Raw genomic sequence first — 17477 nt, forward strand, 5'->3', positions numbered from 1 at the left:
GCGGGAGGACCGTGGCCGAAAATCTCGATTAAGTGTCCGTTTGTGCACTTCCGGGCGGGGTGGGCGGTGCGTACCTTCGGTCGGCATGGGCGAGACGAGTGTGCTGATCGTAGGGACGGGCTTCGGCGGCGTCGGGACGGCGATCGAGCTCAAGCGCGCCGGGTTCGACGACTTCACCATCCTGGAGAGCGCCGAAGAGCCGGGCGGCGTCTGGCGCGAGAACACCTATCCCGGCGCGGGCTGTGACATCCCGTCGCCGCTGTACTCGTTCTCCTACGAGCCCAATCCCGACTGGCCGAAGCGGTTCTCGCTGCAAGCCGACATCCACGCCTATCTCAACCGCGTGGTGCGCCGCTACGGGCTGGAACCGCACATCCGCTTCGGCTCCCGGGTCACCGGCGCGGCCTTCGACGAAGAGCGCGGGCTGTGGCGGGTGGAGACCGCGGGCGGCGAGACCTACGAGGCCAAGGTCTTCGTTCCCGCGGTCGGCCAGCTCTCGAGGCCCGTCCAGCCGGACATCCCCGGCCAGGAGACCTTCAAGGGCGTCAGTTTCCACTCCGCGCGCTGGGACCACGACGTCGATCTGCGCGGCAAGAAGATCGCGGTGATCGGCACGGGCGCGAGCGCGATCCAGTTCGTGCCCGAACTCCAGCGCCAGGCCGGCGAACTGACGGTGTTCCAGCGCACCGCTCCGTACATCATGGCCAAACGGGACACCGGCTACCGACGCTGGCAGCAGCGGCTGTTCCGGCGTTTCCCGGCCACACAGCTCCTCGGCAGGCTCCGGGTCTTCGCCCTCACCGAATACGCGACCTACGCGATGACCAAGAGCCCCGCGCTGCTCAGGCTCCTCGAACTGAGGGCGGCCCAGCTTCGCCGCAAGCACCTCAAAGATCCGGCGCTGCGCCGGAAACTCACCCCCGACTACTCTCTCGGCTGCAAGCGTGTCCTCTTCACCAACGAGTACTTGCCCGCGCTGGCGCAGCACAACGTCGCCGTGGAGACGCGGCGCATCAGCGCGATCACGCCGTCCGGCGTGCTCACGGAGGACGGCGTCGAGCACGAGGCGGACGTCATCGTCTACGGAACCGGTTTCGCGGCGACCGACTTCCTCGGCGAGGTCGAGGTGAAAGGTCTCGCCGGCAAGGCTCTGTCCGACGTGTGGAAGGACGGCGCGCGGGCGTATCTCGGTATGACCGTGCCGGGTTTCCCGAACCTGTTCTGCGTCTATGGGCCCAACACGAACATCGGCGCGGGGTCGGTCATCTACATGATCGAACGGCAGGCCCGCTACATTCGGCAGGCCGTCGAGCACCTGTCCCGGCCGGGAGTGTCCTATATGGACGTCGTCCCGGAGGTCGAGCGGACTTACGACGAGGAGATCCAGCGGCGGCTGGGCAAGACCGTGTGGACGACCTGTGCGAGCTGGTACCGCCAAGAGAACGGCCGGGTGAGCACGAACTGGCCGGGGCTGCTGTCCGAATACCACCGCCGGACGAAGACGCTCGACCTCGGCGACTACCGGACGGCGGCACCGCGATGAACTACGACGTGCTGGTGATCGGCTCCGGCTTCGGCGGCAGCGTGACCGCGTTGCGGCTCACCGAGAAGGGGTACCGCGTCGGCGTCCTGGAGACCGGCCGCCGGTTCGCCGACGACGAGTTCGCGAAGACGTCGTGGCGGCTGAGGAAGTACCTGTGGGCCCCGAAACTGGGCTGTTACGGCATCCAGCGGCTGACCCTGCTGAAGAACACCTTCGTGCTGAGCGGCGCGGGCGTCGGCGGCGGTTCGCTCGTCTACGCGAACACGCTCTACAAACCCCCGGACACCTTCTACGAAGACCCGCAGTGGGCGCACATCACCGACTGGAAGGCCGAACTCGCCCCGCATTACGACCAGGCGAAGCGGATGCTGGGCGTCACGGAGAACCCGCTGGTCACCCCGGCCGACCGCGTGTTGCGCGAGGTCGCCGAAGACATGGGGATCGCGGACACCTATCGGCCGACGCCGGTCGGCGTCTACTTCGGCAAGCGAGACGTCGACCCGTTCTTCGGCGGTGAAGGCCCGCGGAGGAAGCCGTGCACGCACTGCGGCGAATGCATGACGGGCTGCCGCGTCGGCGCGAAGAACACGACCGTCAAGAACTACCTGTACCTGGCGGAGAAGGCGGGCGCGGAGGTCCATCCGCTGACCACCGCGGTGTCGGTCCGGCCGATCGACGGCGGGTACGCGGTCGACACCGTCCGAACCGGACGGTGGGCAAGCAAGGGCAAGCGGACCTTCACCGCCGAGCAGGTCGTGTTCGCCGCCGCTTCCCTGGGCACGCAACGACTTCTGCACTCGTTGAAGGACTCCGGCACGCTGCCGGGGCTGTCGCCGCGCCTGGGCCTGCTCGCCAGGACGAACTCCGAGGCCGTGCTCGCCGCGCGATCGCTGAGGAAGGACACGGACTTCACGCGCGGCGTCGCGATCACGTCGTCGATCCATCCCGACGCGGTCACGCACGTCGAACCGGTGCGCTACGGCAAGGGCAGCAACTTCATGGGCCTGCTGACGACGGTGCTCGTCGACGCCGAGCCGGGCAAACGCCGATGGGTGCTGGGCGCGCGCGAACTGTGGCGGAACCGGCGGCGGCTGGTACGGCTGCACAACCCGCGACGCTGGTCGGAGCGGATGGTCGGGCTGCTGGTGATGCAGACGCTGAACAACTCCGTGACCACGTACACGAAACGCGGGCTCTTCGGCCGCCGGATGACCACGAAACAGGGCATTGGCGACCCGAACCCCGAGTGGATCCCGGCCGGGCACGAGGTTACCCGGCGGGTGGCGGGCAAGATAGGCGGGCTCGCGCAGGGCGCGTGGACGGATCTGGCGAACATCCCGATCACCGGCCATTTCATCGGCGGCTGCGCGATCGGCGACAGCCCCGAGACCGGCGTCGTCGACCCGTACCAGCGGGTGCACGGCTACGCCGGCCTGCACATCGCGGACGGGTCGGCGATCTCGGCGAATCTCGGGGTGAACCCGTCGCTGACCATCACCGCGCAGGCGGAACGCGCGATGTCGTTGTGGCCCAACAAGGGTGAGACGGACCCGCGGCCGCCGCTCGGCACTCCCTACCGGCGGCTGTCCCCCGTCGCCCCGCTCAAGCCCGTCGTGCCCCCGGAGGCCCCGGCCGCCCTGCGCCTCCCCCTCACCCCGCTCTGACCCCACGCAATTCGTCCTCTGGATGCGGTAGTTCACCCTGCCAACTACCGCATTCAGAGGACGAATTGCGTGGGGAAGGAAGTGGAAAGGGCGAGGCACCATCGCCCGCGCGACGACGATGCCTCGCCCCGGTCTAGTGGTTCATCACGGGAGGCCGGCCAGACCCGCGCTCACCGTGTTCGACCACGCGTAGCCCTGCGAGGCGTCCCAGTTGATCGACCAGGTCATCGCGCCCCGGATCGTCGGGTACGTCGTCGAGGGCTTGAACGAACCGCAGTTCGTGCCCTTCGCGAGGCAGTTCAGCGCGTTGACCGTGTTGCCGGGCGCCTGGTAGCCACCGCCCGCAGCCGAACCCGAGGCGGGCAGGCCGAGACCGACCTGGTCGGGCCGCAGACCGCCCTGAAGCTGGATGCAGGCCAGCCCGGTGAGGAAGTCGACAGTACCCTGCGAGTAGACCTTCTGGTCGCAGCCGAGCATCGAACCGCTGTTGTAGTACTGCATGTTGACGATCGTCAGGATGTCCTTGACGCTCAGCGCCAGCTTGAAGTACTCCGCGCCGGTGCTCTGCATGTCGATCGTCTGCGGCGCCATCGTGATGACCGTGCCGCCGCCCGCGTGGATCGCCCGCAGCGCCTGCGCCATGTAGGTCGCGTTGACGCCGTTCTCCAGGTCGATGTCGACACCGTCGAAGCCGTAGGTCGCGATGAGCGACTTCATGCTGTTGGCGAAGTTCGTCGCCGCGGCCGAGGAGTCGACGCGGATCGTGCCCTTCTCACCGCCGACGGACAGGATGACCTTCTGCCCGCGCGCCTGCGCCGTCTTGACGTCGGCCTTGAACTGCGCGTCGGTGTAACCGCCGAGCTGGCTCGACAGACCCGAGTCGAGGGTGAAGGTGACCGCGCCCGGCGTGGTCGTCGCGTCGGCGAAGGACACCGCGATGATGTTGTACTTCGTCGGGACGTCGGCGAGCTTGAGCGCCTTCGCGCCGTTGTAGAAGTTCTGCCAGTAGCCGGTGATCACGTGCTTCGGCAGGTTCCCGGTCGGCGGGGTGCTCGTCGTGGTGGTCGGCGGGTTCGACGTGGTCGGCGAGGTGCTGGTGGTGGGCGACGACGTGGTCGTGGTCGGTGTCGTGGTGGGCGAGCCGCCGGGGCCGTCGAGGTTGACGTCGTCCGCGAAGTACGCGGGCTGGCCGTACCACCCGTGCAGGTAGATCTCGACGCTGGTGGTGGACGCGCCGGTGGTGAAGCTCAGCGACAGCTGGGACCAGCTGCCGGTGCCCGGGGTCCAGGTGTTCTTGTCACCCGTTCCGGTGCCGGTGACACCGAGGTAGGTGTAACTGCCCTGCACCCAGGCCGACAGCGTGTACGCGGTGTTGGCCTTGACGGGCACGCTCTGCGAGCAGCGGGCGTTGTCCTGGCCGGCGGGGGTGGCGCTGAGCGCGCGGGTGCCCGAGTGGACCGGCGTGCTGACCACCGCGGACGTACCGGAGCAGGTCCAGCCGCTCGTGGTCCCGAGTTCGAAGCCCGGGTTGGTCAGGATGTTGGCGGCCGAGGCGCTGCCCGAGACCGCGAAAGTCACCCCCAGGCACACGGCCAGTGACGACAGCAGGGCGAGGAACGCGTGTTTCGGCTTGACTTTCACTACTGGCCTCCACGAACGGGTGATGTCGGCCACATCAAAATGGTACAGACCAATCCAACTGTCAAGGGTTCGGTTAGGGGAGGCCATACGAAAGTCGCCTCGGCACGAGCGGCAGAATGCAGGGTCCGAGAGCACCCGAGGGCGGATTCAGGAGCGTGGGAGTGAGCGTGCAGGACCTGCAGACAGTCGAGCAGAAGATCGCCGAAGAACTCGGTGTGCGCGAGGGGCAGGTCAAGGCGGCCGTCGACCTGCTGGACGGCGGATCGACCGTGCCGTTCATCGCCCGGTACCGCAAGGAGGTCACCGGGATGCTGGACGACGCCCAGCTGCGCACGCTCGAAGAACGCCTCCGCTACCTGCGGGAACTCGGCGAGCGCAAGGTCGCGGTGCTGGAGTCGATCCGCAGCCAGGGCAAGCTGGACGAGGCACTCGAAGCGTCGATCATGGCGGCGGACACCAAGTCCCGCCTCGAAGACATCTACCTGCCGTACAAGCCCAAGCGGCGGACGAAGGCGATGATCGCCCGCGAGGCCGGTCTGGAGCCGCTCGCCGACGGGCTGCTGAGCGACCCGAACACCGATCCGCAGGCCGCCGCCGCGGTGTTCGTCAACGCCGACAAGGGTGTCGCGGACGCGCAGGCCGCGCTGGACGGCGCCCGCGCGATCCTCGTGGAGCGCTTCGCCGAGGACGCCGACCTGATCGGCGAGCTGCGCGAGAAGATGTGGACCGAAGGCAGGCTGGCCTCCAAGGTCCGCGACGGGAAGGCCGAAGAAGGCGCGAAGTTCTCCGACTACTTCGAGTTCTCCGAGCCCTACACCAAGCTCCCCTCGCACCGGATCCTCGCGATGCTGCGCGGCGAGAAGGAAGAGATCCTCGACCTGTCGATGGAGTCCGAGGAACCCTCCGAGGAGCCCAAGACCGGGCCGACCGAGTACGAGAACCGCATCGCGCACAAGTTCGGCATCGCGAACGAGGGCCGTCCCGGCGACAAGTGGCTCGGCGACACCGTCCGCTGGGCGTGGCGCACGAAGATCCTGCTGCACCTGGGCATCGACCTGCGGATGCGGCTGCGTCAGTCGGCCGAGGACGACGCCGTCCGCGTGTTCGCCGCGAACCTGCGCGACCTGCTGCTCGCCGCCCCGGCGGGCACCCGCGCCACGATGGGTCTCGACCCGGGCTTCCGCACCGGCGTCAAGGTCGCCGTCGTCGACGCGACCGGCAAGGTCGTCGCCACCCACGTGATCTACCCGCACCAGCCCGCCAACAAGTGGGACCAGTCCATCGCCGAACTCGCCGCGCTGTGCGCCCGGCACAAGGTGGACCTGATCTCGATCGGCAACGGCACCGCGTCGCGCGAGACCGACAAGCTCGCGGGCGAGCTGATCAAGAAGCACCCGGAACTGAAGCTGACCAAGGCCGTCGTCTCCGAGGCGGGCGCGTCGGTGTACTCGGCGTCGGCGTTCGCGTCGCAGGAGCTGCCCGGCATGGACGTCTCGCTGCGCGGCGCGGTCTCCATCGCGCGACGGCTGCAGGACCCGCTGGCGGAGCTGGTGAAGATCGACCCGAAGTCGATCGGTGTCGGGCAGTACCAGCACGACCTGTCGGAGATCTCGCTGTCGCGTTCGCTCGACGCGGTGGTCGAAGACTGTGTGAACGCGGTCGGCGTGGACGTCAACACCGCGTCGGCGCCGCTGCTGACCCGCGTCTCGGGCATCACGACGACGCTGGCGGAGAACATCGTGGCGCACCGCGACGAGAACGGCCCGTTCAAGACGCGGACCGGGCTCAAGGAGGTCGCACGGCTCGGCCCCAAGGCCTTCGAGCAGTGCGCGGGCTTCCTCCGGATCCCGGACGGCGACGACCCGCTCGACTCGTCCTCGGTGCACCCGGAGGCCTACCCGGTGGTGCGGCGGATCCTGTCCTCGACCGGCACGGACATCCGTGCGCTGATCGGCAACACGCGGACGCTGCAGGCGCTGAAGCCGTCCGAGTTCGTCGACGACACCTTCGGCCTGCCGACGGTGACCGACATCCTCGCCGAGCTCGACAAGCCGGGCCGCGACCCGCGTCCGGCGTTCAAGACCGCGACCTTCGCCGAGGGTGTCGACAAGATCGGCGACCTCAAGCCGGGGATGCGCCTGGAAGGGGTCGTGACGAACGTGGCCGCGTTCGGCGCGTTCATCGACGTCGGCGTGCACCAGGACGGGCTCGCGCACGTCTCGGCGCTGTCGAAGAACTTCGTCAAGGACCCGCGTGAGGTCGTGAAGCCGGGCGACATCGTCAAGGTGAAGGTGCTGGAAGTCGACGTGCCGCGCAAGCGGATCTCGCTGACGCTGCGCCTGGACGACGAGCCGGGCAAGCCCGCCCGTGAGCAGGGCGGCCGTGACCGCGGCCAGGGCGGCGGACAGCGTCAAGGTGGCCAGCGCCAGGGCGGTGGCGGTCAGCGCCAGGGCGGCGGTAATCGGGGCGGCCGGGACCGGGGCGGCAACTCCGGTGGCGGCGGCGCCATGGCGGACGCGCTTCGGAAGGCCGGCTTCGGCAAGTAGGTCTCTTTGCGCGTGAAGGCCCCCTTCCCTCGGCTCAGCCGAGGGAAGGGGGCCTTCACGCGATTCAGGGTTCTGGAGTCTTACGGGTTCATCGCGTAGGCGCCGGAGAGATCGCGGACGAGGGACCACACGTGGTCGAAGCGGGCCGCGTCCACGACCGGCTTCCGGATCGACGCCAGCGCGAGCGCCTGCTGCGCCTCGGTCGAGGAAGACTTCCCGTGCAGGTCGATCGCGGCGACGCTGAAGTCCTGCACGAGGACACCGAAGATCTGGTCGACGACCTCGGTCTCGATACCGGTGATCTCCGCCTGTTCCAGCACCAGCTGCCCGTAGACGACCAGCGTGAACAGCTCGGTCAGCGCGAGGCCGAAGTCGAGGTCCTGCTGCTGCGCCTCGTCCGGGGCCGCGTCGGTGAACAGCTTCACCAGCGCCTCGGCCTGTTCGGTGAACCGCGCGACGTTCGGGATCGCGGACGCCTTGGCGTAGGCCTGGCGCCAGTCGTGGAAGCGCACCTTGGACAGCCCGCGCGCGGGGCCCTGGCGGAACAGGAACTCGTCGTCGGCGGCGTCGGTCCGCGTCGGCACGGGCTCGTAGTCCTGCGGCGCGAAGAGGTACGCGGGCACGAACTTCGCGATCAGCGCGAGGTTCACCGCCACCGTGCCTTCCAGCTTCGGCAGGCCGTCGATGTCGTTCTTCGACATCGCGAGATAGGTGTCGGCCTCGAAACCCTTGGCCGCCACCACATCCGCGACCAGGCCGATGACCTTCTGCGCCTCGGTGGTCACCTTCATCTTGGTGATCGGGTTGAAGAGCAGGTAGCGGCGGTCGTCCGCGTTCGCGCTGCGGAAGTAGTCCACGGCCCGGTCGGAGAACAGCTTCATCGCGACGAGCCGCGCGTACGCCTCGACGAATTCCCGGCGCACATGCGGGAAATCGGTGACCTTCTTGCCGTAGAGCACCCGGTTGTGCGCGTGCGTGATCGCTTCGTACAGCGAGTGCGTCGACATCCCGATGCCGCCGAAGCACAGGTTGAACTTGCCGATGTTGACCGTGTTCAGCGCCGCGGAGAACGCCTCCGCGCCGACGTGCAGGATGTCCTCTTCGGACACCGGGTAGTCGTCGAGCGCGAACTCGGCGACGTACATCTGCGACGGGACGACGTTCTTCACCACGCGGTAGTTCGGGTGCTCCGCGTCCGCGTAGAAGAACACGTACTGATCCGGGCCCTCGACACCGTCGATACGGCCGAACACCGACACGGTCCGCGCGCAGTTCCCGTTGCCGATGTAGTACTTCGACCCGTTCGCGCGGTAGCCGCCTTCACCGTCCGGGGTGAGCACGAGGTCCGACGAGTAGATGTCGGCGCCATGCTCCTTTTCGGACAGTCCGAACGCGGCGACGCCGCCGTCCGCGAGCGAGTCCGCCGCGCGTTTGCGGGCGGCCTCGTTCGCGCTCTGCCACACCGGGCCCAGGCCGAGGATGGTGACCTGCCACGGGTACCAGTAGTTGAGTCCATAGAAGCCGAGGATTTCCGACAGGGCCGCGACGCGCGCGGTGTCCCAGCGCTTGTCGGGGTTCCCCTCGGCGTTCGCACCGGGAGTGAGGAACGTGGCGAACAGGCCTTCCTTGCCCGCGAACTCGATGAAGTCCGCGTAGAAGGTCCGGTCGTGGTAGTCCTCGACCAGCTTGCGCTTGCCACGCTGTTCGAACCACTCGATGGTGGCACGCAGCAGGCGACGCGTCTCCGGGTCGAACTGCCGTGGGTCGTAGCCACCCGGGTTCAGCAACAACGCGGTCGCCTTTTCGCTCATGGTCACTCCTGATCAGCCGAAGTTACTACCCGGTAACCGTAGCGCGCCGCTTCGCCGTCCGGCCACCGAACTCGACCAGCGTCACCTCCCCGTGGTCGTCCCGCAGGAAGCGGGCGGCGGGCCGGCGGGTGTCGGCGGCCGGGGCGATCGCGTCGTCGGACACGAAAACGGCCTCGAACGGCGGCGGCGACGGGAAGCCCTCGACGTCGACGACCATCTGGGCCCAGAGCGCGCCGTCGCGGTCGGTGAACTCGTACGCGAGCTCTCCGGTCTCGTAGCGGCCGGTGTACTCGGCCAAGGCAGGCGACGGCAGCGGCGGCACGCTTTCGACCTGCGGCAACCCGACGAGGTTCTCCAGGCACCAGTCGACGACCTGCCTGCCCAGCGCCGCGCCGCCCGCGCTGTTGGTCAGCACCGTGACGGCGAAGTCGTGCTCCGGCAGCGTGACGAACTCCGACAGCTGCAGGTTGCTCACGTTGCCGCCATGCCGGACCAGCCGGGCGGCGCCGTGCGTCGTGTGCAGCCAGCTCAGCCCGACCTCCTCGAAGCGCAGCGCCGCCTTGCGCTGCGGCGTCCGCATGAGGTCCCTGGTCGCGGCGGACAGCGGCGCCTCGCCCTCGGACTCGCCGGTCAGGAAGAACCGTGCCCATTTGAGCTGATCCCCCGCCGTGGACCACAGGCCGCCGCTCGCGCTGCTCGAACGGGTCAGGCCCACGGTGTGCGCGACCGCCGCCTCGCCGTCGGTGACGATGTGCCCGACCGCGTGCCGCCGGGTGAGCACTTCCCACGGCAGGTAATACGACTCGGTCATGCCGAGCGGCTCCAGCAGCCGCGTGCGGACCAGGTCCTCGAACGTCTTCCCCGACACCACCTCCGCGACGCGGCCGGCCAGCTGGAAACCGGAGTTGCAGTAGGAGAACACCTCCCCGACCGGGAAGATCTGCGGCAGTTCGGCGAACCGGCCGACCGAGAGGGAGAGCGCGTCGTCACCCCAGCCGCTGTCGAGATCGACGTCGCCGAGGAAGCCCGCCGAGTGCGTGAGGAGGTGCCGCGTGGTGACCGTCTTCCGCGCGACCGGATCGGACAGCCGGAGTTCCGGCAGATACTCGGCCACGGGCTTGTCCAGTTCCAGCGAGCCGTCCTCGACCAGGGCGAGCAGCGCCGCCCCGGCGAAGGTCTTGCTGGTGGAGCCGATCATGAACAGCGTCCCGGGATCGACCGGCAACCCGGTGTCCACACTGGACACTCCGGTGGCGAACACCGACTCCCGCCCGTCGTGCCGGACACCCACGACCGCACCGGGGACTTCCGCCTCCCGCGCCCCCTGGTCCAGCAGGCCTTGCAGTTCCTCGACGTTCGACACTCGCGACCCCTTTCGTCCTGGTCCGGCCAGGGTTTCACCGTGGCACGGCAGGTGGGTCGTGGAAACCGACGAACATCGGCCGTCCACTTCGTCGGCGGGCGCGATCCGCGTGCGGGGGAAATCACGTAGCCCGCGAGATCACGGGCCGGGTACACTGGTGACGCGGTCCGCTCAGTTCTGCCTCGGGCCGCGTTTCGTTGTCGAAGACCACGCGCCGCGGCCCCCGAGGTCTGCGCCGGGCAGGACAACCCTTTCTACTCTTACGGAGAGACCAGGGCGCACCCGCGCCCATACGCTTATGAGCACACCTACTTTCACCGAACTCGGCCTGCCCGGAACCCTCGTCGACGCGCTCGCCGAGCAGGGCGTCACCAGCCCGTTCCCCATCCAGGCCGCCACGCTGCCGCATTCGCTGGCCGGTCGGGACGTCCTCGGCCGCGGCCGCACCGGCTCCGGCAAGACCTACGGCTTCGTGCTGCCGGTCCTCGCCCGGCTCGCCGACGGCCCGACCCGGCGCCGTCCGGGCCGCCCGCGCGCGCTGGTCCTGGCGCCGACCCGCGAACTGGCCACCCAGATCGAGGCGTCGTTCCTGCCGCTGGCCAAGCCGCTCGGCCTCAAGGTCACCACCATCTTCGGTGGCGTCAGCCCCAACCCGCAGATCACCCGGCTGCGTGACGGCGTCGACATCGTCGTCGCCTGCCCCGGCAGGCTCGCCGACCACATGCGCTCCGGCGAGGCGAAGCTCGACCACGTCGAGATCACCGTGCTGGACGAGGCCGACCACATGGCCGACCTCGGCTTCCTGCCCGACGTCCGGCGCATCATGGCCGAGACGCCGGAGCGCGGGCAGCGGCTGCTGTTCTCCGCGACCCTCGACGCGGGCGTCGACGTGCTGGTCAAGCGCTTCATGCACGACCCGGTGACGCACAGCGTCGACTCGGCGCAGTCACCGGTCTCGACCATGACGCACCACGTGCTGCACCTGGAGGAGACCCACCGGCTGCCGGTGCTGATCGACCTCACCGCCGCGCCGGGCCGCACGCTGGTGTTCACCCGGACGAAGCACCGCGCCAAGCAGCTGACCCGCAAGCTCATGGCCTCCGGCGTGCCGGCGGTCGAACTGCACGGCAACCTCGGCCAGACCGCGCGCACCCGCAACCTGGAGGCGTTCGCCTCCGGCGCGGCGAAGACGCTGGTCGCGACCGACATCGCCGCCCGCGGTATCCACGTCGACGACGTCACGCTGGTCATCCACGCCGACCCGCCGGTCGAGCACAAGGCGTACCTGCACCGCTCCGGCCGGACCGCGCGGGCCGGGGCGTCCGGCACCGTCGTCACGCTGATGACCGACGCGCAGGTCGGCGACGTCCGCGACCTCACCCGCAAGGCGGGCATCAAGCCGACCACGACGCAGCTCGGCCCCGGCCACCCGCTGCTGTCGGAGCTGGCGCCCGGCGAGCGTTCGTTCACCGCGTCGCCGCGGCGGCCGATCGTGGACACGCGTCCGAAGCGGGTCACCGCCTCCGGTGAGGCCATCCCGGCCAAGGGCGAGGACGAAGACCGTCCCGCCGGTCAGGGCCGCGGCGGTCGTGGCGGCCGTGGTGGTCGCGGACGCGGTCCCTCGGCCGGTGGCCGGGGCGCTTCCGGTGGCGGCTCCCGTCGCGGTGGCTCCTCGGACGGCCGTTCGCGTCAGCCCCGCTCCGAGGGAGACCGCCGCGCTTCCGGCGGGCAGGGCCGTCGTGCCGGCGAGTCCGCCGGGCGTCGGGAAGGCGCGGCCAAGGGCGGCGGCCAGGGTCGTCAGGGCCGCCACAGCGCCGCCGAGTCTCAGCCGCGCCGGGGTTCCGGTGCCGCCAAGTCGCAGTCCTCGCGGAACCAGTCCGGTGGGGCTCCGGCCCGCCGGGGCGGTGCCGCCGCGTTCTCCTCGGGAACGCGCGCCGGCTCGCGCCGCTCGCGCTAGTTCTCTCCGGACACGCGTGATCCCCGGCGGATCACGCGTGTCTGGAGCCGGAACTCGCGTGCTTGGAGGCGGATCACGAAGTTCCGGCTTCAAGCACGCGAGTTCCGTGTCTGATCACGCGCGTCGGGCGGCGGAGCGGGCTTCGGCGGCCGCGCGCCGCTCCTCGAAACGCGACGCCTGGGTGTCGAGCGCCTTCAGGAACCGGTCGAGTTCGTCGCGCGCCTTCTCCCCCACCTCGCCGAGCCCTTCCAGTTCGAAGACCTTCCACTGCCGCAGCAACGGCCAGATCACCTCGTCGTGGTGGATCCGCAGGTCGTAGATGCCCGCCTTCGCGATCAGCGCGGCCTTCCGCACGAAACTCGGGATCACCGCGCCCGGCATCTGGAACTGGACGACCTCGTCGGTGATGGCCCGCATCATCGCGTCGGGGGAAAGCTCCAGCGACGCCTGCACCAGGTTCCGGTAGAAGAGCATGTGCAGGTTCTCGTCCATCGCGACCCGCGCGAGCAGCTTCTCGCACAACGGATCCTGCGTGTACTTCCCGGTGTTGCGGTGCGAGATCCGCGTCGCCAGCTCCTGGAACGACACGTACGCGAAGACGTTCAGCAGCGCCTTGTCGCCGCTGTCGTACCCGGCCTCCATGGTCTGCATCCGCGCCCGTTCCAGCTCGACCGGGTCCACCGCGCGCGTCACCAGCAGGTAGTCGCGGATGCAGATGCCGTGACGGCCTTCCTCGGCGGTCCAGCGGTGCACCCAGGTGCCCCACGCGCCGTCGCGGCCGAAGGCGCGCTCGATCTCGCGGTGGTAGCTCGGCAGGTTGTCCTCGGTGAGGAGGTTGACCTCCAGCGAGGTACGCGCGATCGGCGAAACCCGCGACTGCTCGGGATCCCACGCCTCCCCGCCGAGGTCGGCGAAGTTCCGGCCCTCGTCCCAGGGGACGTACTCGTGCGGCATCCATTCCTTCGCGACCCCGAGATGCCGGTTGAGGTTCTCCTCGACCGTCCCCTCGAGCTCGAGCATCAGCCGGGTGCTTTCGGGGACCGTCGTCATGCGTTTCGTTCCTTCCAGGGTACGGAAAACGCTACCTACGACACCGTAACTTACGGTGTCGTAGGTAGGCCACCTCCGGAAGATGAACTCACCGGGGCCACTACTCGCCGGGCACGGCCGCCAGCTTCGGCACCAGCTGCTCGATCGCATACGGGACGCTCAGCACCGTGTTGAACGAGATCGCGGCGCCGACCGGCGGGTTCTCGTAGGTGATGAACAGATCCCGTTTGCCCGCCGAGACTTTCAGCCGCCCGTACACCGGATCCGCCCGCACCCTGGCCTCGGCGCCGGCATCGGAGTTCAACCACACCAGGCGGTCCGCGTCGAACAGGTCGAACCGCTCCGAGGTGACGTCGACGACGTTCTTCGCCGGTTCGCTCTCCTTCACAACCGGCGGATGTGGCTGAAAACCCAGCTCCGTCATGAAGATCATCTTCGGGTCGGTCGTGGTGAACGCCGAGAACTTGCCCGCTTCGAAGGTGTCGGCGACGACCATCGACAGCTTCGCGAACTCGGGATGTTCGGCACGGGCCTTGGCGAACCGCGCGTCGATCCCGGCGATCAGATCGTCCGCCTTCTGCGCGAGCCCGAGCGAGCGGCCCACCATGCGGGTCATTTCCCGCCATGGTGCCGCGTAGTCCTCGAACTTCGGCGGCTGCGCGACGACCGGCGCGAGCTGCGACAGCTTGTCGTACTGCTCCTTTTTCATTCCGCTGTACTGGGCGAGGATCAGATCCGGCTTCAGCGCGGCGATCTTCTCGAAGTTGTAGTCGTCGCGTTCGCCGACGATCTCCGGCGGCCTGTCGCCCCAGAGCGCCTGCGTCCACGGCCATTTCCCGTACGGCCGTTCCTTGAACCAGTCGACGGCCCCGACCGGCCGGATCCCCAGCGCCAGCACGGCGTCGTGGTCGGACAGGCCGAGCGTGACGATCCGCGACGGCTGTTTTTCCACCGTCGTCGACCCGTACTTGTGCTCGACGGTCACCGGGAAGGTGCCGCGGGCCTCCGGCGGCACCAGGGTTTCGTCGGCCGGTTGCGAAGAACCGCAACCGGCCACCAGCAACGACATCATCAGCGCGGTCAGGGTCGCCTTGACCCGCACACCGGAAACGGACATGCGGATAAGGTTAGCCTGTCCAAAGTCCTAAAGGGACGCTGTGAGACCTCGCGCACGCAGGACCGAACGCTCCAGCGGCCGGAACACCAGCAGCTCGATTCCCACACCCACCAGCAGGATCAGGAAGATCGCCGAGATCACGCCCTCCATGCTGTTGAACGACGAGCCCTCGTTCAGATAAGCGCCGAGCCCCTTGCCCAGCGCGGGCGACAGCGCGATCAGCTCGGCGGCCATCAGCGAACGCCACGAGAACGCCCAGCCCTGCTTGAGCCCGGCAAGGAAGCCGGGCAGCGCGGCGGGCAGCAGGATGTGCCGCGCCGACGAGAGCCGGTTCGCGCCCATCACCTGGCCGACCCTCGGCAGGATCGGCGGGATCTGGTCGATACCCGAGACGAGGCCGTTCGCGATCGAGGGCACGGAACCCAGCAGGACCACGAAGTAGATCGACGCGTCGTTCAGCCCGAACCACAGGATCGCCGCCGGCACCCAAGCCACCGACGGCAGGCTTTGCAGCCCGGTCAGGAACGGCCCGACCGCGGCGCGGACGAGCCGGACCTTCGCCACCAGCAGCCCGAGCGGCGTCCCGATGACGACGCCGATCAGGAAGCCGAGCGCGGCCCGGTGCACCGAGGTCCACACGAACTCGAAGATGTCGCCGTCGACGGTGATGCCGACGAGTTCGTTCCACACCGTGAGCGGCGCGGGCAGCATCGACTCCGGCCAGAACGCGGCCGCCCACAGGGCCTGCCACACCGCGATCAGCAGGGCCAGGAAGACGACCGGCGGCACGAAGCCGCGCAAGAACCGCTTCCCCCGGCTTTCCCGGCGTTCCCCGGTCGGGGTGTCGAGCGAGTCGAGACCCGCACCGACGGCCTCGTCCGCCTCTTCCGGGGAGGTGTCGGGGCGGTCAAGCCGCGGCATGGGTACTGATCACCTCCCGGAGGTGACCGGTGATCTCCAGGGTCAGCTCTTCGGCGTCGGAGGCCTGGACGTCGCGCCATTCCCGCACGACGCGGCCCGGCCGCGACGAGAGCAGCACGACCCGCTGGCCGAGCCGGACGGCCTCGCGGACGTCGTGGGTCACGAACAGCACCGAGGTGCCGGTGCTGCGGTAGACGCGCAGCAGCTCGCCCTGCAGGACGTCGCGGGTGATGGCGTCGAGCGCGGCGAACGGCTCGTCCATCAGCAGCAGCGACTGCTCCGGGTCACCGCCGACGCGCAGGGTCGCGGCCAGCGCCCTGGCGAGCGCGACGCGCTGCCGCATCCCGCCGGACAGCTCGTGCGGCCGCTTGTCGCCCGCGCCGCCGAGGCGGACGAGTTCGAGCAGTTCGGCCGCCTTCTCGCGGCGTTCGGTCCGGGTGAACCCGGCGAGCCGCAGCGGCAGTTCCACGTTCCGGGCTGCGGTCAGCCACGGCATCAGCGCGGCCTCCTGGAACATCACCGCGGGCCGGGAGGTCTCGAGCGTGATCGAGCCGGACGTCGGCCGGTCGAGGCCGGCGACCAGGTTCAGCAGCGTGCTCTTGCCGCAGCCGGAGGCGCCGAGGAGACAGACGAACTCGCCGGGCGCGACCGTCAGGTCCATCCCGTCGAGGGCCACGACGGCGCGGCCGGTCGGCCCGAAGGCCTTCCGGACCCCGTCGAGCCGCACGGCGACACCAGTGGACAAGCCGGGCTCCAAGGTGGTCGTCATCGCTGATCTCCTCCGGTCACTTCGTCAGCCCGGGCGCGTCCACGCCGGGCTTGCCCTGCTCTTTGAGCACGGCGTTGAGCGGGCCGAAATCGGCGAACCCCTTGAGGTCCACCGCGGACTTCACCACGCCCGCGGTCACCGAGTCCTGCGCGAGCTGGCTGAAAGTCGACGCCACCGGATCGATGCCGAGGTCGATGCCGGAGAACGCGCGGTCGAGAACGGCCTCGCTCAGTGTGCTGCCCGCGAGCGCCTTGAGTTCTCCGTTGACCACCTTCTTCGCCTCGGCGGGGTTGGTCTTCGCCCAGTCGATGGCGGCGAGTTCACCCTTGAGGACGGCGGTGACGGTCTCCGGGTGCTGCTGAAGGAATTCGCTGCGGACGATCACGACGGTGGTCGGGAACTTCCCTTCTGGCCACAGGGTCTTCTCGTCCAGCAGGACCTTCGCGCCCGCGTCCAGCACGAGCCGCGAGGACCAGGGCTCCGGCAGCCAGCCGCCGTCGAGCTCGCCCTTCTTGAACGCGTCGAACGTCTTCGGGTTGTCGAGGTTGGTGATCTTGACGTCCGGCAGCTTCTTCTCGGCGATGAACTTCTTGAGCGCGACGTCCTGGGTGTTCGCCAGCGACGGCGTCGCGATGTTCTTGCCGGTGAGCTGCTCGGGCGTGGTGATCTCGGGCTTCACCACCAGCTGCGCGCCACCGGAGACCGCGCCGGAGACGAGCTGGATGGCGCCCTTGGACTTGGTGAAGGCGTTGATCGCCGGACCGGAGCCGATGAAGGCGATGTCGAGCGAGTTGCCGAGCAGCGCGTTGACCTCTTCGGGTCCGGCGTTGAACGTCTGGGTGGTGAGCTTCGTCGAGCCGAGTTCCTTGGCGAAGTAGCCGTTCTTGACGCCGATCAGCGCGGGGGCGTGCGTCACGTTCGGGAAGTACCCGACGCGCACCTCGGCCGCGGCGCCCTGGCTCTTCTGCTCGGTCGTCGACGCGGCGTTGTCCGCGCGTGAACACCCCGCGATCCCGCCGGCCAAGGTCAAGGCGGCGAAGGCCGCGGCCAGCAGGCGGGTTCTGTGGTGGGTGCTCACGGGAGTGTCGCCTTTCG

Annotated in this window: 12 protein-coding genes; 4 read left to right on the forward strand and 8 right to left on the reverse strand. The window is 69.0% G+C overall.

Annotation, left to right across the window (positions count from 1 at the left end; translation table 11 throughout):
* The first annotated feature begins 85 nt into the window (after nucleotides 1–85).
* Together IE302_RS30960 and IE302_RS30965 are read left to right on the forward strand one after the other, a co-directional pair.
* Nucleotides 86–1543 (forward strand): flavin-containing monooxygenase, encoded by a 1458-nt coding sequence (locus tag IE302_RS30960; protein ID WP_191257973.1) that lies wholly within the window; start codon nucleotides 86–88, stop codon nucleotides 1541–1543.
* Nucleotides 1540–3207 (forward strand): GMC family oxidoreductase N-terminal domain-containing protein, encoded by a 1668-nt coding sequence (locus IE302_RS30965; protein WP_191257974.1) that lies wholly within the window; start codon nucleotides 1540–1542, stop codon nucleotides 3205–3207. The genes IE302_RS30960 and IE302_RS30965 overlap by 4 nt, the downstream gene beginning before the upstream one ends.
* Nucleotides 3208–3351: 144 nt before the next feature.
* On the opposite strand, the gene IE302_RS30970 is transcribed toward IE302_RS30965, so the two are convergent.
* Complete coding sequence (locus IE302_RS30970) at nucleotides 3352–4848, reverse strand: chitinase (protein ID WP_191257975.1); 1497 nt, start codon at nucleotides 4846–4848, stop codon at nucleotides 3352–3354.
* Between the two features lie 161 nt (nucleotides 4849–5009).
* Between IE302_RS30970 and IE302_RS30975 the strand changes: the two genes are divergently transcribed.
* Nucleotides 5010–7394, forward strand: a complete 2385-nt coding sequence (locus tag IE302_RS30975) for a Tex family protein (RefSeq protein ID WP_191257976.1) — start codon at nucleotides 5010–5012, stop codon at nucleotides 7392–7394.
* Nucleotides 7395–7474: 80 nt separating this feature from the next.
* Here the strand turns inward: IE302_RS30975 and IE302_RS30980 are convergent, their stop codons facing one another.
* Both IE302_RS30980 and IE302_RS30985 read right to left on the reverse strand, forming a co-directional pair.
* The gene (locus IE302_RS30980; RefSeq protein ID WP_191257977.1) at nucleotides 7475–9205 is read right to left on the reverse strand and encodes an acyl-CoA dehydrogenase family protein; all 1731 of its coding nucleotides are present in this window, start codon (nucleotides 9203–9205) and stop codon (nucleotides 7475–7477) included.
* A gap of 25 nt (nucleotides 9206–9230) precedes the next feature.
* Nucleotides 9231–10568, reverse strand: coding sequence for a serine hydrolase domain-containing protein (locus IE302_RS30985; RefSeq protein WP_191257978.1), 1338 nt, complete (start codon nucleotides 10566–10568; stop codon nucleotides 9231–9233).
* A 298-nt stretch (nucleotides 10569–10866) separates the two neighbouring features.
* Here IE302_RS30985 and IE302_RS30990 point away from each other — a divergent pair, with 298 nt between their 5' ends.
* The gene (locus IE302_RS30990; protein WP_191257979.1) at nucleotides 10867–12525 is read left to right on the forward strand and encodes a DEAD/DEAH box helicase; all 1659 of its coding nucleotides are present in this window, start codon (nucleotides 10867–10869) and stop codon (nucleotides 12523–12525) included.
* Nucleotides 12526–12639: 114 nt separating this feature from the next.
* Here IE302_RS30990 and IE302_RS30995 read toward each other — a convergent pair whose 3' ends face one another.
* The 5 genes from IE302_RS30995 to IE302_RS31015 all read right to left on the reverse strand — a co-directional run bounded on the left by IE302_RS30995 (nucleotide 12640) and on the right by IE302_RS31015 (nucleotide 17460).
* Nucleotides 12640–13575: an acyl-ACP desaturase gene (locus IE302_RS30995; RefSeq protein ID WP_191257980.1), complete on the reverse strand. Its 936-nt coding sequence runs from the start codon at nucleotides 13573–13575 to the stop codon at nucleotides 12640–12642.
* A gap of 100 nt (nucleotides 13576–13675) precedes the next feature.
* Complete coding sequence (locus tag IE302_RS31000; protein WP_191257981.1) at nucleotides 13676–14692, reverse strand: iron-siderophore ABC transporter substrate-binding protein; 1017 nt, start codon at nucleotides 14690–14692, stop codon at nucleotides 13676–13678.
* Between the two features lie 27 nt (nucleotides 14693–14719).
* A complete protein-coding gene (locus IE302_RS31005; protein WP_191257982.1) occupies nucleotides 14720–15613 on the reverse strand; it encodes an ABC transporter permease in 894 nt (297 codons plus the stop codon).
* Nucleotides 15600–16382: an ABC transporter ATP-binding protein gene (locus tag IE302_RS31010; RefSeq protein ID WP_191257983.1), complete on the reverse strand. Its 783-nt coding sequence runs from the start codon at nucleotides 16380–16382 to the stop codon at nucleotides 15600–15602. Before IE302_RS31010 ends, IE302_RS31005 begins: the two co-directional genes overlap by 14 nt.
* A 16-nt stretch (nucleotides 16383–16398) precedes the next feature.
* On the reverse strand, nucleotides 16399–17460 hold the full coding sequence (locus tag IE302_RS31015) for an ABC transporter substrate-binding protein (protein WP_191257984.1): 1062 nt from the start codon (nucleotides 17458–17460) through the stop codon (nucleotides 16399–16401).
* Between the last annotated feature and the right edge of the window lie 17 nt (nucleotides 17461–17477).

The organism is Amycolatopsis oliviviridis (genome assembly GCF_014654365.1).
Taxonomy (GTDB): domain Bacteria; phylum Actinomycetota; class Actinomycetes; order Mycobacteriales; family Pseudonocardiaceae; genus Amycolatopsis; species Amycolatopsis oliviviridis.

Bases quoted from the DNA above. Each gene is read 5' to 3' on its own strand.
- IE302_RS31005 (WP_191257982.1), bottom strand. From the start codon at position 15,613: ATGCCGCGGCTTGACCGCCCCGACACCTCCCCGGAAGAGGCGGACGAG.
- IE302_RS31010 (WP_191257983.1), bottom strand. From the start codon at position 16,382: ATGACGACCACCTTGGAGCCCGGCTTGTCCACTGGTGTCGCCGTGCGG.
- IE302_RS30965 (WP_191257974.1), top strand. From the start codon at position 1,540: ATGAACTACGACGTGCTGGTGATCGGCTCCGGCTTCGGCGGCAGCGTG.
- IE302_RS30960 (WP_191257973.1), top strand. From the start codon at position 86: ATGGGCGAGACGAGTGTGCTGATCGTAGGGACGGGCTTCGGCGGCGTC.
- IE302_RS30990 (WP_191257979.1), top strand. From the start codon at position 10,867: ATGAGCACACCTACTTTCACCGAACTCGGCCTGCCCGGAACCCTCGTC.
- IE302_RS31000 (WP_191257981.1), bottom strand. From the start codon at position 14,692: ATGTCCGTTTCCGGTGTGCGGGTCAAGGCGACCCTGACCGCGCTGATG.
- IE302_RS30980 (WP_191257977.1), bottom strand. From the start codon at position 9,205: ATGAGCGAAAAGGCGACCGCGTTGTTGCTGAACCCGGGTGGCTACGAC.
- IE302_RS30995 (WP_191257980.1), bottom strand. From the start codon at position 13,575: ATGACGACGGTCCCCGAAAGCACCCGGCTGATGCTCGAGCTCGAGGGG.